At 42.0% G+C, this 17,554-nt stretch carries 9 protein-coding genes; all 9 read right to left on the bottom strand.

Annotation, left to right across the window (positions count from 1 at the left end; translation table 11 throughout):
* Positions 1-95: 95 nt before the first annotated feature.
* The 9 genes from ACYQ3L_RS06590 to ACYQ3L_RS06550 all read right to left on the bottom strand — a co-directional run bounded on the left by ACYQ3L_RS06590 (position 96) and on the right by ACYQ3L_RS06550 (position 17,551).
* Positions 96-1,619, bottom strand: a complete 1,524-nt coding sequence (locus tag ACYQ3L_RS06590; protein WP_379994324.1) for a sulfatase-like hydrolase/transferase — start codon at positions 1,617-1,619, stop codon at positions 96-98.
* 427 nt (positions 1,620-2,046) lie between these two features.
* Complete coding sequence (locus ACYQ3L_RS06585; protein WP_379994325.1) at positions 2,047-2,211, bottom strand: hypothetical protein; 165 nt, start codon at positions 2,209-2,211, stop codon at positions 2,047-2,049.
* Between the two features lie 97 nt (positions 2,212-2,308).
* Positions 2,309-2,827 carry a lipocalin family protein gene (locus ACYQ3L_RS06580; RefSeq protein WP_379994326.1) on the bottom strand — a complete coding sequence of 173 codons (519 nt, stop codon included), beginning with the start codon at positions 2,825-2,827 and terminating at the stop codon, positions 2,309-2,311.
* 87 nt (positions 2,828-2,914) lie between these two features.
* Positions 2,915-4,543: a hypothetical protein gene (locus ACYQ3L_RS06575; protein ID WP_379994327.1), complete on the bottom strand. Its 1,629-nt coding sequence runs from the start codon at positions 4,541-4,543 to the stop codon at positions 2,915-2,917.
* Positions 4,544-4,622: 79 nt separating this feature from the next.
* Entirely contained in the window at positions 4,623-5,960 is a 1,338-nt protein-coding gene (locus ACYQ3L_RS06570; RefSeq protein ID WP_379994328.1) for a PKD domain-containing protein, read from the bottom strand.
* 229 nt (positions 5,961-6,189) lie between these two features.
* Positions 6,190-6,390 carry a bacteriocin immunity protein gene (locus ACYQ3L_RS06565; protein ID WP_488193109.1) on the bottom strand — a complete coding sequence of 67 codons (201 nt, stop codon included), beginning with the start codon at positions 6,388-6,390 and terminating at the stop codon, positions 6,190-6,192.
* A 64-nt stretch (positions 6,391-6,454) separates the two neighbouring features.
* Entirely contained in the window at positions 6,455-7,093 is a 639-nt protein-coding gene (locus ACYQ3L_RS06560; protein ID WP_379994330.1) for a hypothetical protein, read from the bottom strand.
* Positions 7,094-7,110: 17 nt separating this feature from the next.
* Positions 7,111-11,763, bottom strand: a complete 4,653-nt coding sequence (locus tag ACYQ3L_RS06555) for a hypothetical protein (protein WP_379994331.1) — start codon at positions 11,761-11,763, stop codon at positions 7,111-7,113.
* Between the two features lie 58 nt (positions 11,764-11,821).
* Positions 11,822-17,551, bottom strand: a complete 5,730-nt coding sequence (locus ACYQ3L_RS06550; protein WP_379994332.1) for a T9SS type A sorting domain-containing protein — start codon at positions 17,549-17,551, stop codon at positions 11,822-11,824.
* Between the last annotated feature and the right edge of the window lie 3 nt (positions 17,552-17,554).

The following is a 17,554-nucleotide window of genomic DNA, read 5'->3' as shown; positions in this document are numbered from 1 at the left end:
ATGATATCCGGATATGTTGTAAACACAGAGTTGAACTTTCTCTGATCTACGGTTTAAAACAAAATTTTATTTATCGCGACTAAAGATAACTCACTTTATTTTAGGGGTTCTTCTTCTACCTCGCTTGTGTAAAAGCCATCAACTTGTGTAAAAAATTCCCGCTTCAATCTTTCAAGAATATCCGGATGCTGTGCGGCTACATTCGTCTGTTGCCCCTTGTCCGATCTTACATTGAACAAACCAAATTCGTCTATGTTTCCCAGTTCGTTCCCTGTCAGGTTTCTTTGAGAACCTTTATACGGAGGGATCATAATCCAGTCTGCAGAACGATATGCCAGCCGTCCCTGAGCTTCGACAACAAGGTTTTCGCGAGCCTGGATTTCTTTTCCAAGGAAAGCACTTAAATAGTTACGGCTATCCAGACCTTCGGGAAGTGATGCACCCAACAGATTCCCAAAGGATGCCAGAATGTCCATTTGACAAATTAATGCGTCAGACTTTACCGGTTGGATTTTGCCCTTCCAGTATACAAACAGAGGTACATGGGTTCCTCCATCAAATAAGCTATATTTGCCCCCGCGAAGTCCTCCGCTTGGAGAATGTGTCCCTACCAGTTCGGCTGCTCCGTCATTATATCCATCATTCAGAACCGGACCGTTGTCGCTTGAAAAGATGACGATGGTATTTTCCAAAAGTCCTTCTTTTTCCAAATGAGACAATAATTCCCCTACACACCAGTCCGCTTCCATAATTGCATCACCCCGGGGACCCATCGTTGTTTTCCCGGCAAAACGCTTATGAGGTACGCGAGGAACATGAGGTTCGTGCAGGCCGTAATATAAGAAGAAAGGTTTATCTTTGTGTCCGGTTATATAACCTTTAACTTTGTCAATAAAATAATCGGCCATATCTTCATCTTTCCAACGGGCTTTTTCTCCTCCTTTCATATAGCCAATTCGCGGTATACCGTTAACGATGGAATTGTTGTGCCCGTGTGCCCATCCCATTTTCAGCATTTCCGGATCGGATATAGCCGTAGGTTCGCCTTCAAAGTTTTTTTCATAACTAACTTCTATTGGATCAGCAGGATCTAAGCTTACGACATCCCCGTTTTCAACATATACTGTGGGTACTCTGTCATTTGTTGCTGCAATCAGACATGAATAATCGAAGCCGGTCTCTTTTGCTCCCGGTTTTACTGTTTTATTCCAATCTACATTGCCATTACCCATTCCTAAATGCCATTTACCGATAGCTCCTGTCGCATAACCACAGTTTTGCATCATTTTAGGAAGTGTATACTGGTTTTCATCTATAATAAGAGGCGCATCACCCGGAAGGATTTTAGCTTCTTTATTCTTCCATGGATACATTCCCGTCATTAATGCATAGCGGCTTGGTGTCGAAGTTGCCGAAGTAGCATATCCGTTGGTAAAGCAAACGCCTCCATGAGCAAGCCTGTCAATATTGGGAGTGTGAATCGTTGCAGACCCATAAGCGCTGACATCTCCAAAGCCCAGATCGTCTGCCAAAATAACAATGATATTAGGTTTTTTTTCAGGCCGACCGGTACACCCGACTAAAGATAGTACAGATAAGAATAAGATTGAATTTTTCATTGGTATTATGTATATACTTTATCGAATTTATATCTGCAAATATAATTTGTTTGGAACCGATAAAATAGAAAATATGTGTAACTTACCGTACTAATGTTTTTATGAGCATATATTTATTGATACAATATGGTTAAAGGGCAATTTTTACTCCTGGCTATATCCATTTGTGCCTCGTACTAATTCTTCCACGCACTCAAACTAATCCCTCCGCTAATTCCAAATCCTGACCAATCGACCTTATTGTTATTAAGCTCTTTCACTTCAGAACTTAGATCAATATCATAACCTCCGGAACAGAATATCCCGGTATATGAAATGATATCGTACTGAATCCCAATCTGAGGTAATATAGAAAAGCTCGTATCATTAAAGTTTTGATTTTTTCCTTTTAGCAAATCATTTTCAGGATTGATTTCCTCTCCGAGTTTTATTCCTGCAAAAAGTACACTTGGAAATAATTCTCCATAATAAGGGCAAATTTAGCGTCTTCCATATATTTTTCCATATCAGACATATTATATGACCCATATCCGATGGAATATTTTGCCGTTATCTGAGATTGAATATGTAATACAAAAATTACGTATTCCATAACAAGCAGTTATCGGAATACTCATAAAAAATCCCTCCAAATATCCCATTTTAAGAGAAGTATTTGGAGGGACTTATATCTAAAAAGATTTCTTTCTTTACTGTCTGTTGAAACTGATTTTTGCAATGGCTTTTGTCGCCTGAAAATTCACAGGATCACTAATACCCAGTTCAATCAATTTATCCAGTTGCAATCCATTGCAATAGAATGTATAGTCTTGTTCAATGGTCAATATCCCATTTTCAACCGATGCCTTCATCGAATAGGATTCACTACTCTTATTTATTAAAGTTAATACTCCATCAGAAAAAGTATAGGTACCGGTACTTGGTTCAGGTTCATCCTTATCTTCTTCTATAAAGGTTCCATCACTTTTAAGGGTAATCGTGGTTTCTTTGAAATCATCTGTCGCTGCTGCAATGATTTCCGGTTTTATTTTTTCATCATTAACTGTACTATTGGTTTTGATTTCTCCGGCTGCCACGGATTTGAATTTCCATGTCCCGACAATGGAATTATTCTCTTTTTCCTCGTCATCATTAGAACAAGAAACTACAGTTAATGACAGGAATAATACCATCGACATAATTGATAAAACTTTTAATCTTTCTTTCATTTTCTTTTGTTTTAAATTAATAATTAAGTGAGCGAATTTATATTTTATATAAGTTTATATTTTGTCTGTTCCCTTATTTGCTGCGAGTCAAAAACTACAGGAATATCCTATGGTCGCCAAAGAATTATTCGTTGCCGGCCGGTTCACGGCTGACCGCCATTGGAAGTTATAGGCTAAGGTGATTGAATGCCGCTGTATAGGTGAATAGGAACTGTTGATACGGCACATAAAAACTTCATTTTGTTTTGTCCCTTCCAGACTACCTGTATTATAGGATAATGATCCGGCCAGATTGACTTTCTTTTTAAACAAACGGCTCGAAATTCCCAATGTCGGCCCCCAAGTCAGGGTACTGCCATTCAGTATTCTACTATTGTTAAAATTAAGGGCGCCATTCAGGGATAAACCTGATTTCAGAAAAGTCCAGGAGTAAGAAGTACCGGCATTTATCATCTCTGTTACACTTCCCGGATGATAAACCCCTCCCTGTTTATTGGCGGCATCCTGATAGGACAGGTTGATATTCAGGTTATGCAACTGAACTTCATTCTTTTTGGTAATAACATTCATATTCAAATTCGCCGACTGGCTGAGCTGTACAAAATTCAACGTATCCAGCCTGTCCAGGTTATTCTCCTGATTGATCAGCTCGAAGTTGGAACGAACATTGGTATAAGTTTGGAAGTTGGTATAGGAAAGGTTTGCATTCACTCTTTCACTGAAAGAGGCTGTTATATTTCCGGAAGCCACAACCCTCGAAGATGCGCTGGCCTTGCTTTTTTTCAGGTCGTCATGCTCATAACCCACACTCAGGCTGACGCTCATCTTATTTTCCCAGAAAGACTGCCAGGCATTGACTGTTATATTCTCTATATCATTCGTAAAGTAATAAGCTCCCAATGTGCGGTAATTCGGATCGATACGCTCATAAGCTACACCGAAACGGTTTGTCTCTCCTATATAACTTAACTGCGCCTTGAACGCATGGTAAACTGCTGAAGACATATTGCTACCCGCCCATAGACCTAACATACCGTCCATATCATCATCTGCTGAGCGCATATCTGTAGTTAGCATGCTTAATCCGTATTCTCCACTGACTTCGATAAAATTGACTGGTTTGTACAGGAATGATATGCTTCCGGCCAGATTTTCCATTGGCGTTATACCGAGGCTGTCAGGGGGAATAGCCAATGAAGATATTTTATCCTTTGCACTGAATACATTGATCGATACTTGATATTTTTCCCTTACCCTGCCTGCTTTGAATCCGTAACCCATGCGCTTATAGGTTGGAAGGAAAGCCGGATTGGAGTCATCAAATTCTACTGCTTTCTGAAAACGTCCGTACATAGCCGAAAATTCCCAGCCGTCGGGTGTAAGTTCCACTCCGGCCCCGGTAAAGATATGCCCGTTTAGGGTATAAGGCGAAAAGGACATGGATACATCCCCGATATGCCCTGTAATCCATTTATACGAAGGATGGATACTTAAACGGTTGGGGCTTGACGGCAGTTTGTAACTGCTGCCGGAATTGGTCAGGCTGAATGAAAACGGAAGATTGACCTGCCCGTATATATTCAGATTGACATTACCATTCAGGTAATAGGCCCAAGGGTCACGCCCTGATGCTCCATTCCCTGCATTGACAACGGAATTTGCAGAGAAACCGCCTGTCAGTTTCAACGGATTGCCTTTTCCGAACAGGTTTTTCATATCCTCAATACGAAAGCTCTGTGCTTGTAAGTTTGTTGTAGTTATTATAAATAAAGCCGTTAAGGGTATAAAGAGGCGTCTAATCATTTTTCTGGATTTTGATATCTGTTAGTATATATGAGCTTTCTTTACCTGAGTTTATCAATGCCTTTATTAAAATCGCACCTTTACGGCCATCCGAAGTTTCAAACAACACGACGCGCGGCAACGGGGTAGCGGCGAAGAATTCGTCCCCATAGCTTGCTGTTGAGATCTGTAGGTTTTTAAGTAAAGCATCTGTTGTCATTATATTAAACTGGTTGGGAGTAAGGGATACGGAGCCTAATTCTGTTTTATTGATGAATTTAGTGGGTTTTGCACCCGGGACTCCGGGTAATGGCGTTTCATCCAGCTTATCCGGTGAAACAAACCGGTTATAGGTAAAATCAGCGTTCAGCCCGAAAAAGGCAATATCGATCAATGTCCCGTTGCTGTTGTTGACTTCGGAAGTCTTGATGATGCGCCTTAGTCTGGTTGAGTAAAGGAAGCCTATGGTTTCCAGGGCCGTGTTAATACCCAACTTTATATCCTTATGGGTTCTCAGGTTTGTATTTGCTTTTACTGTGATATCCTGTGACACCCGCTTGGTATATTTTCCATTAGACATATTCAGGTAAACAGTATATTGACCTGCCATAGGGAAATGGATACCGGCTTCGGCTGAAGTATTATTTGTAATGGTAGCATCGGCGCATTCCCACCAAAGGGTTTCAACGCCTTGTAACTGTGACTCAAAAGTTGCACGTAAAGGGGCTTCCATATCGTCTATATCCTCAAAGGAAGGGATGATGCTGAAAGAGGCATCCAACGGTTCGCGGACAGAGATCTCCTGTTCCGATGTAAAAGTGGCGCTGCCGTTACCGACGGTCAGGCGGATAGTGTATGTTCCCTGGTTGGCGTAAGTAATGTCCGGTGGATTTTGCCCGTCATAGGAGGATGGTTCGCCTCCCTCAAATGTCCAGTGATATGTACTTCCACCTGCTGAAAGGTTAGTTATTTTGTATATCGCAGGAGCGTAATTGTTTATATCTGCCTCAGTCTTAAATCCCGCCGTTACAGTACTGTCGACTCTTACAGTATATCCTTTCGATGTACGATTACCATCATTCCAGGCTTCTAATGTAATGGAGTGTTCTCCGGGTTCCGTAAATACAACTGTTCCCGGATTTTCCTTTGTAGAAGTAGCAGGTTCGCCGCCTTCAAAAGTCCACTGAAAACTACTCGCGCTTTTTGTTCTGTTCTCTATAGTTACGGACAGGGGCGAAGTGTGATTGCCATCCTTGATATGTAAAGCAACGTCTATCTCAACAGGGATAGTCTGCTCGGTGTGGCAGGAGTAGAATTGTATCAGTGTTAGCAGGTATATTAGTTTTTTCATTTATTGTTATTCTTTTATTTTCAGGATTTATAATCCGCTATGTATTTGAATGGACGAGGGTAGAATCCCCCCGTTCGGTAGCGGAGAAAAAACATCAACCCAATCTTTAACAGCAAAGCTGATAAAGTAAAGCCCATCCGGATTATGAAATTTATATCTTCTACTCATAATAGTTATAATCTATTTTTGCTGCGCAACACACGGACTAGAAGTCCGCGCGAGCAGGTCATCATAACTGAATCGGCTTGTATGATAATGCTTTATCTACTATTTCTTCTGCTGTCAAATTGTTCCAATAAATTAAATCTGTCACAGCAGGATGTGGTACATTTTTTATCAAAATATCAATTAATTCATCAATTTGTTCTTCTGATTTTCCTTGTACATTTATAATTTCATTTACAAGCTTTATTAATTCATCACGTGTCATAATTTTATACTTTTTATAGTTAATAACCGTAACCATAGTGGTAAGCGGGATGCAGACATTTCTACTATAAAACTCCCGGATAATTTTCTTTCAAATAACTAACTAATTTTTCATATTGATCTTTTGTGTATTGATTCATCTTTTGTATGCTTTCACGGTAATAGTTTTCCCAATATTTTGCTTGTGGATTTTTATTTAAAACAGCAGAAATTAGTCCTATAAGTTCTCTGTTATCATTATAAAAGGCATCTTTAGGACGATTAAATCTATTCATATCCTTATCTATATCGGCAGTTGTTTTGTATTTTTCAAAAAAATCCAAAGCTTCATTTTCTAGAATATGACTCAACATTTTGAGTGCCTCATTAAACTCTTCCTCATTCTCCACTCTAATACGATTATCGTCATATGTTATTAAATGAGAAAATCCACAATTTATAGTTGGAAATTCCTCAAATTCATCGTGAATATTATTAATAAAAGAAAGAATTACTGAAACTTCATCTATTCTTATTGCAAATGCCATTGAGATATAAAATACACTACCATACTGATTTATTATGGGTGTTACACAATTAAATCCCGATTTTGTTTTTAATAAGTATTCAGAACCTTCATTTGTTTTCTTCTTTTCAAAACCTACTGGTAGGAGATGATATTCAATCATCTTTAAAAATGGATTTCTAATCTCAGCTTTTTTCATATCAATCTTAAATATATTTATTTTGTTGTTTTATATACAGATATCTCTACTAGTTGACCACTTGCATCATTAGTGATTATACCAACCTTTCCTTTTAAACGAGGTAAAATATCAATTTTTCGTCCTAAACCAGGTATATTATTAGCTCCATCCCCAATGATTTCAATTTTCACAACATCTCCATCTGTAATCCACTGATATGATTGCTTCTGTCCTGCTGTATATCCTGGTATTTTTCCATCAACAATAGCTGCCTTTTGACTGTGTTTGGCATCAATAATCAACAAATCTTTATTAGATGTTTCTACCAAATCATCTAAGTAACCCTCCACGGCCTGTCCGTTTTTATGATATATCTGTACTTTTACTTGTGTAGAGACCTTATTACCATATTTAAACTTCAAATAGTTTGTTACATTTTCCTCATGAATTTGCCAAGTATTACCAGCCTTCGGCTTAAACCAAGTTATTCCATCCAGATTTGCGGCCTTGCTTGAAATCTTTCCTACTTGTCCACTTGCATCCTTAAATATAATAAATCCGTCTACTTCATCAAACAGGGAATAACCTTTCACTTTCATTTGAGATAAAAGGTCATCGGTAATATTTAGCCATTGCACATTATCCAGATTCCGTGCAGTAATAGATACCTTTCCTTCCTGATTCGAGCCATTTTTAAGGATAATGGCTTCTTCGTTCCCATCTATGATATAATAGCCTTTGCCCTCTATTTCGGAAATCAGGTCAGCAGGCTTAACCTTTGCTTCCGTCCATTTGGCAAGGTTGCCTTTTGCTGTTTTAACAGCCGGGATTACTTCAAAAGCCCATTGTATGGCAACCTGCAAACCTACATCGGTTAGAATCTCTTTGGCATCTTCATTCGATGTAGTTGTCAGCGCGCGGTAATAATAGTAGCTAAACCTCTCGAACGATACCGAACTAAAATTGAAGAACAAGCCGTCAGGATCTGCTCCGGAGCGTTCGATTGCCCACATGGCCTTGATGGCAGGAAATGCACTTTCACGAGCTTCCCTTCTTACTTTTTCCTTTATACTTTGGGGGATATTAACTGTTCCGTATTTATCTGCACCGTAAATACCCTTGGCTATGTTATCCGTATACCGCGCTATATTCGCCTCATATATCCTATTCTCTAAAATTCTTATAGCATCTGCTCCACCGATAGAATCGGTAAACCATTTCTGGAAATCAGGATCGGAGTTACCAAGCAGTTCACTACCTGATCTTTTTACAATACAATTACAATTGCGATCAAAATATTCGACTTCTTTGTTCAAGGCACCAACCAAAGCATCTATATATTTGTCGAGACAGGCATCCGCATATGCTTTTTTCGTACCCAGTTCTATCCGGCAGTCATTATCCCTGCTTGCGGCGCTGAATACACTTTGATATTCATCATTGCTTATAGCCTGGCTTAATACGATAATGGCTTTGACTTTCCCGTAGTTATTGTTTTCAATCAGTGCATCTTTTAACTCCACACTCCGGCTTGATAGCTCTTCTACATCTTTAAGTTCATAAGCCTTGAACTGTTGAAGTGATTTTATGGTATTCGATGACAGGTCAACTTTACCATCTTTGTCTTGCAACTTCTGATACTCTGATTTTTCATAAAAACCGGCAAAAGTCCCGTCCTTTACGTAACTTGCAACAACAAATATCTTATTATTTGAGTTGAACTGGGAATTTGTCAGGTTCTGTATCTTGTCCCTGAATATGAAGGTGTATTTTTTGTTTCCGATGTAGAAACTTATTTCATCTCCCGGGTTATCGATCTGTTGGCTTGACTCTGTTTCTTGTGCAAGCATTCCCATACTCATCCCGCTCTTATCCTTCTGGAACAACCCTATCACATGTCCCGGAGCCCGTGTCTGATCCCATTGCAGTTTCACCAACTCCGTCCACTTTTCAGCATCTTTGGTTGGATAATCCATCAGGTTATATTCCAGCATACCCTTTTGAGGGAAACTGTTCCGTACCGGCCTGTCGAACGGATGCTCCAGATTGAATGCACCGTGACCGACTTCATGGGCAATAGTCCGTATTGACGCATTCGGGAACAGGTAGCCAAACTGCGAACCCAGCGGCATATCGCCTTCTGTTCCGCTTTCACTGGCTTTATCTCCTATTACAAATAGATACAAACCATCTTCCTGATACTCTCCCGACTGCTTAAAGGCTTCGTTAATAGCCTTCATATCATCGGTAAACATCGACAACAATCCGCTACCCGTCACATTAAAGGTCGAGCCATTCTTTGGTGTATAGCTGAACGGTTTCTCCAGCACATTCACCGTCCAGTGAATACCCACCTTGCCGTATATTTCATTCAGGCCGTTTTGCACGGTCTGTTTATCCAAACCATTCATTGCCCCGTTGACAGGAACAAGGGTTACACTGCGGTTGAACGGTTCATAGGTAAAGATATTCAGCTTGCCCAGTGTCTCATATTTATCGTCGCCTGTGTCCTGTACGGCATACAGTTCCTGCCCGTCGTTAGCCTGTCCGCCGACGATGGTCAGCGTCCATTCTTTGGTTTGGTTATCATATGTTGCCGGATATTCCCTGCCTTTACCCGTTACAAAGCGTACTTTCTCAGGAATAAGCTTATTATCCTTATTTTCTTTAATATATACGGCTATTTCATCACTCGCACCCGGCAGCATAAACTTGGCAGAGGCTGTTATGGCTGTGCCTTCCGGCTTATACTGGTCGTTATACTCAGTTACCTTTTCATAAATGCTATTATACTCGTCCAAAGCATATTTTGTGTTTTTGGTTGCCTTGAATGATAGTGTGCCGAGCTTGCTTTGCGTGTCTTTTGTTGAAGAGTCAAGCTTGATATCCGAAACTTTGGATACAGGTTTAACCTCTCCCTTTTCGTTTACTTCGTAGGTATTGCCTTCCTTATCCTCGATAGTAGCTGGCATGGTATCCGCTTCTACCTTATGCTCCTTACCTTCGCTGTCGGTCAGGATAAAGGTGTATTTGCCGTTCTCGCCCTTAGATATAGTATAGTCGGTTCCTTCTTTTATTTCATCCTTTGTCCCATCTGCTTTTAACGGCAGGGCTTTAATGTCCGGATTGATTGTATAGTCTACCTTAAAGGCCGCCTGTTCTTCACCGCTGCGGATATCGCCCACGCCTTTGCCGCCTGTCTGGTACTGGTCGGCATCGAACAGCAGGTTATTGTTCTTCGTGTCGTTTTTCGTTTCGAAGAAACCTTCTACCAGCCGGTTATCGGTATTGACAACAATATCTTTGAAAGTTACCGCTATCTGAGCTCCCTGTAAGTACGGAATGCCCACATACCCCTCGCCGGTGAACCGTCCCGAACCGCTTACCTTTGTGATAAACACAGGGAAATCGCCCACCAATACAGGCATGCCTGATTGCAGTTCGCGCGCAGGGGTCCGGTTGGTCAGGCTGATATCCGGCATCAGCCCGCAATTAGGCCCGTTTTCCTGTCTGTCGGGTATATGGAAAGCCTGAAGATCATTATACTGGAAGGCATCTCCTGCCACACAACGCGATCCGATGCGGTATTCATAATCTTTTCCCGCCTGCAAGTTATACAGTTGGCTTAACAATGGTTTATTTATAGTTCCGGTATACCATCTACTTGTTCCCTTTTTACGGTATTCGACAGTATATTCCATCGCCCCGGCATCCTGCCAGCTGATATCGACATGCCCGTTCTCATAAATAGCCCCGCAGCTTTGCACGGTTTTGCAGTCGGCGGTGTAATCAAACCAGGATACCGGACTATAACCATTATTTTTAAAAACACTTATCTCATCTACGCCTTCACGGGCTTTGGCCTGTACCCTCCAGGCATAACGCATGCCCGGAATCAATAATGGTTGCGCAACGGTATGTATAAAGGATGTGGATTTGGTGGTTTCGGTATAAAGAACCCTCGAATAATCAAAGGCAGCTTCAGGCGCGACCTGTTTGTCATAGATTTCGACCAGCGATATATCGTATTCCGTCCCGTAAGCTGCCGCTATGGAGTTCATATGCTTAGGCGTCCATGAGAACATAATGGACGGGATATTGCTTTCTTTTATTACCGAGCCTTTTTGCGGGAGGTTCAGTATGGGCGGTTCCCCCGAAGCAATCATAGCCTGGGCAAAGCCCGTTTTCGTATTGCTGACGAGGCGGTTTGTCCCTACCTCATAGACTTCAAAATGAAACCGGTAAAAATTATCGGGGAGCATCTGTGTCCGGTAAAACTCACTCTGCCCTCCGCTCACACGCAGGTTCTCCTTTTTGAAATAAGGTTCCAGGTCATTCAGCGACAAGGTTACAAGCATACCTGCCTGAAGCTCTATTTGCGGAGTATAGACCTCCGGCGGGGTAACCGCTGAAAACGAAGAAGAAAGTATCTTCATCCTCAAATAGACATTGACCGTCGGCTGCTGCATATCGGTATTGATAAGCATCACTTTCAGCTTTGCCTGCGTCCCGGTATAGTAAGCCGGTATATGAGGTGTGTATGGGGGCGCCAGCTGGGTGTACACCTGTACCGGATAGGTCTGCTGCTGTCCGTATATTCCCACACTTACCAGACACATGATCAGGATATACATACAACGAAGGAATACGCTGTTTATAATCTGTTGCCTATTACACTGCCGGTTCATCTGTATTTTTGTTTTATTATTTGCTATTCCTGTTATTATCACTTATTCTTTCGGGTTCTTACCTGACAATCATTTTAAGGTTCATATGCCCGGATGTCGTTTCCAGTATAATGACATAGGCTCCCGGAGCAATAGACTTATTGTAAGGAATGTCGTATTCCTTCTGTCCTGCATACTTTTTATCACTGACAGTATTGCCCGTACCAATATTGATTATACGCAGGCGGATGGCACTGGTCTTATTCAATGTGATCTTTACATTAAAATTGCCGTCGTTCGGGTTAGGATATACATAATATTTTTCAATAATAGACTCCCCGAACGAATCATCCCCTGTGCCGTCCCTGTCTACAACAGTAATTGTCTTGAATATCTCCTGGAAACAATCCCCTTTATGTGCCCTGAAGCCGATCTTGTAATATCCTGTTTCAGAAAACAGAACCCTGGCATAATGTTCATCCATCTCAACGACTTTTAGCGAGTCGGAGTCTTCAATCAGCCATTCCACACTGTCAGGGTTCGGATTGCTGATATTGGCTATTACTATCGTATCCCCCGCAAAGACTTCTGTAGCTACAAATATCTCGGAGCTGATGTCTACATCCTTTACGTTGATTTTTATTTCATCCGTAGCCTGACATCCTTTACTATCGGTTATTGTAAGTTTATAAGTTCCCGCTTTATCGACTGTAATTTCAGACGAAACAGCATTGAATGAATTCGGGCCGGTCCAACTGAATTTTGTTTTCGTATCAGCAACAGCGGAAGTTAAAGTAAGGCTCTGCCCGTTACACAAAGTACGGTCTTCTCCCAGATATACCGTTAACGGCTCAGGATCGGACAAGATAAAGTTATCGGTATATGTACATCCGTCCTTATCGGTAACAAGTACAGTATATGATCCTGCCTTGATATTGTCCAGGTCTTTGGTTACCGCTCCGTTATTCCATTTATAAGTATATGGAGCCGTACCGCCCGTTACCTGTAGCTTAATACTTCCGTTATCTGCCCCGTAGCATACAGGGTTTGTTGTTACGGCAGTAACCTGTAAATCTGCCGGTGTCGAAACTTTTGCGATAGCTGTGGTTTCACATCCCCTGCTGTCGGTAACAAAGACAAAATAGCGGCCCGGAGTAATATTATTAACTGACGCAATCTTATCCCCGGTGCTCCACTGGTAGCTGTATGGGGCTGTACCGCCTGTGACGCTGACGGAAATTTCAGCAGTCTGCCCGCATATTATTTGTATATCGGTTGCTGAAGCTTGTAACAATTCCGGCTGGCTAAGGTTATAATCAACCGAAACAGTATTTACAGTGCGGCTGTAGTCTTCTATTTCAACTTTGTAATTACCTGTGGATATATTGGAGAGGATGCTGTCCCGTTCGTTGGCAAGCAGGGCATATCCTGTTCCCGGTTCTTCCTTATACCATTTATAGATATAAGGCAGGCGTCCAGCTACCGGATTTTGGATGCCTCCTGTGGCGTGAACAGTAAGCTGCCCGTCGAACATGCCGTGGCAGGATATAAAATGGGATTCTTCCACGCCTGCCAGCAACTTATCGGGTTCGGAGATGATATATAGCTCCGTAACTATACAGGTAGCATTGGCCTCCGGATAGGCTCCCGCATAATTCTTGTCTTTTACTTCTACAGTATAGTTTCCTTTCGGTATATTATTCAGCAATGAAACATATTTACCATTTTCAATGGAACCTGTTGCAGACAAGGTTTGACCTGTATTATTCTTCCAATCCACATTATAAGTGTTGTCCACATTTGGCGCACCTCCTTCTATTGTAATCTTTATATTCCCGTCGGAGCGGCCGAAGCCCGAAGCATCGGTTTTAGACATGCCTGAGATCGCTAATGGTATGGCAGGTTGAGCCAAGGTGATTTCGTGTATGTCTTCCGACTTTATCTGAGCATAACATCCGTTGGCATCCTGTATATAGACACTATAGGTTCCGGAATAAAGGTTGTCTATCAGGAAGGTCTTATGATCCGGATTGACTGGGTATTCTATATAGTTGGTATCTGTTCCCGCCTTTTTACAGAAGAGCCTGTAACTTCCTGTTCCGCCTGCTACCTCTATCCTGATAAAGCCGTCGTTCAGTCCGTGGCAGGAAATATCCCGTGTGGTTAATACGGTGGTCAGCAATGTTGGCTGGGAAATTTCAAAAATTCCGGATTCGATGGTATTGGCGGTGCGGCTGAAGTCTTCGATCCTTACCTTATAGAATCCTGCCGGACGCTGTTCTAAAATGCTGTCTGTTTCATTCGGGATAAGCGCTGCGTTACCGTTTTCTATTTTGTACCATTTATAGGTATATGGGTAGATTGTCTGGAGGTTAGGCACTCCCCCTTTTGCATGGGCAACCAGCGTTCCTGTAGTTTCTCCGTGACAGTAGATGCTGTCTGCCTGTATCAGTTGTACAAGCAGGGGATCGGGCTGGGTAAGGATATAAGTAGCTGTCGCATAGCAGGTATTAGCCGTACTTCCATAATTGTTGTCCCTGATCTCTACGGTGTATGTTCCTTTGGGTTGGTTTTGTATCTTTGAGGTAAATACGCCGTAGGCATCAAAAGTGTCAGTGCTTGTTATTACTGTACCTGAGCTATTTTTCCAGACAATATCGTAGTACGGTGCGGAGGCATTCATCGTTCCTCCGGATACTTTGATTGCTATTTCTCCATCAGAACGTCCAAATCCGGATACATTGGTCTGGTTTGTTTCTGTAATGGATAAAGGAGTCATTGGCTGGGTCAATATAATTTCATGGACATTATTTCCATTTATTTTTGCATAGCAATTATTTGCATCAAGAATATATACATTATATTTCCCATAATAGAGGTTATCAAGATAAAACGTATTATCTCCCGTATTAACCGGATATTCCCTGTATGTGGCATCTGTCCCTTCCTTTTTACAGAAAAGTTTATAGTCTCCCGTCCCTCCGGATACACTTATCCGGATAAAACCTGTGTTTTCGCCATAACACCCTATATTCCGGGTTGTAAGCGTTGTGGTAAGCAATACGGGTTGTGTGATTTCAAAAACTGCCGACTCGATTGTATTGGCCGGGCTGCTGGCATCCTCGATCCTTACCTTGTAAAACCCGGCGGGACGGTTTGACAGGATGCTGTCATTCTGATTCGGGATAAGCGTAGCATTTCCGCTTGTGACCTTATACCATTTATAGTTATAGGGCATGCCTGAGAAACTTCCGGATACGCCGCCTCTTACATGAGCCACGAGCTTCCCCGTTTCTTCTCCAAAACAATAGACTCCATTTGTATTTTCCAACTGTAAAGTCAATGCTTCCGGTTGGATAACCGTAAAACCTGCAGTTACATAACAGGCATTGGTCACACCTGTGTAATTCCTGTCTTTTATTTCTACCGTATAAATGCCATTGGTTAGGTTTTCTATCTTCGAGGCGAAGATATTGTCCGTCCCTGTCGATTCACTGCTTGCTATCGTTGTTCCCGAAGCATTTTTCCATGTTACAATATAAGCAGGATTTCCCGGATTCGGCGTTCCTCCTTTTACTTTTATCGTGATGCTTCCGTCAGAACGGCTGAAACCGCTGACAGGTTTTACTACAGCATTGCTTATCTCCAAAGCCTGTGGGGGCTGGCTGATGGTGATTTGCGCAACGTCGTTTCCTCCTACCGGAGCAATGCACCCATTTGCATCGGTAATGTATATCCAATATTCGTTAGCCGTAAGGCTATTCAGGGTAAATACGCTTCCTTGCGGGTTTAACGGCTGGCCATAGGCCGCGTCGTTTTTCAATTTATAATAGAGCTTATATCCTCCGGCACCACCGGATACTTCAATACGGATCGATCCGTTATTGTCTCCGAAGCATGTCACATCCTGTTTTGCCAGAGTAGTGGTTAACACTGCCGGTTCGTTTAGGATAAACTCTTTTCCGGCTATATTTACAATCCGGCTACGGTCTTTGACTTCGACCTTATAGTCTCCTGTACCCAGGTTCGGGGCAATGCTGTCGGTCACAGGTATGGTTTGGTATGCGGTTCCGGTCTTTTTATACCATTGGTAGGTATAAACCTGTCCGGGTTCCAGTACTCCCCCGCGGGCGTGGGCAACTAATTCTCCGTTTGTATTACCATTGCATAGTATCTGCTGCGTATTTTCAATGGTTACAACCAATTCTTCGGGCTGGCCGATTGTTATCTCATCCGTAAATGTACAATTGTTGGCGTCTTTGATTTCCACCGTATACGTCCCGGCTGGGAGGTTTTTCGCTATTGTCCGGAATTTCGCTCCCGAAGGATCGTTCTCTACACTTGTAACTGTTTGGTTTGTTTGTTTATTTTTCCAGATAACGGTATAAGTATTGCCGGATAAAGGTGTTCCCCCATCGCCTTCCAGTGTCACCGAGCCGTCGCTCCTGCTATAACCTGAAGGTTCCGTGGAAGCCTGGAAAACAAAATCCAGCGCCTTAGCTGGCTGGGTAAGGGTTACTGTCCGGATAATGATGCCGTCTATATCACGAAGTTCGCAGTTATGACTGTCTGTGACATAGTATTCGTAAGTTCCGGGTTGCAGATTGGACAGGATGGTTTGGGTGGAAGAAGTAAAAGCTGTTGCCGTATAGCTCCCGCCCTGTGCGCGCCAGTGAAGGGTATAACTGCCATCACCGCCGGAAGCCGCGACGGTAATCGAGCCGTTATCAGCTCCAAAACAAGCGATATCTGTTTTGCCAGCAGTGGAATAGGTAAGAGGCAGGAAGCTTTCTATCTTCCCCGTTTTTTTATGATCCGGGCTATTTGAGTAAGTCGTAAGGCCATTATAAAAACCGGATACCTGGATCTCATAGTTGCCTGCATCAAGGTTTTCAAGGTAAAAACTATTATCGCTACCTACTACCGGATCTGGAATATTACCGATAGATAAGGTTGTAAGATTCTTATAATCTATGATCAACCGTTCACCGGATAACAAGGCTCTGTCCAACTGTACTTTCAATTTCCCGTTTGCCGCTCCATAACAAATCTTATCTGTAGCTGTAGTACTCAGAATACGGGGAGAGGATTTACGGATATTATAGGATACAATATTCGAAACAGAATTATTATTATAAGCAACCTGCCGAAAATCGACATATTGTCCGGCATAATTATCTGCATTGTTACCCAATATATCTTTGGCATTAGCTAAAATAGATGATTGCCCATCGTATTGAGGCAGGGGAGTCCAGCCTGAACCGCTTATACGGTATTGCCAGTTATATTCTTCATATCTGAAATTAGTATGGGATTTAATCGTAATCCTGTCTTCCGTTGGAAGATAATTGGTCTCTTGAATAATTGTTAATCTTGGAAGTATGCTACGATATCCGTTAAAACCAAAGTTCTGACAAAACCGCGTACCGGTACTACTCGTATAATAGCCATAAGAAATATAAACATATCCTGTATATCCCTGATTATTCTCACATTTTCCTCCAAACAGACTGCCGTTCCACTTCCTCGGTTGCGAATTTACCCAAATGCTTGACAAGCGCTTGTCTGCGGTAAAAGTCTTTGTCCATGTCCGTGGAAGGTTTTCTCCATCTCCTACCGGCTGGTTAAAATATTCTTCTTCGGAACCGTTGCTGAACCGCAATTTTGTATGCACATAGCTTCCGCAATTACCTGATATGCTCGCATAAACATCAAGTTGGCTTATATAGAATTTAATTTCATAAGTACCTACTTGCCCCCTGAGAAAAGCCGAAGTCAGAAAAAAGAGAAAGAATATTATCTTTTTCATATA

It is taken from the genome of Dysgonomonas termitidis (assembly GCF_054657735.1).
Note: the sequence above shows the minus strand (reverse complement) of the source record. Positions and strands in the feature narration are given on the sequence as shown.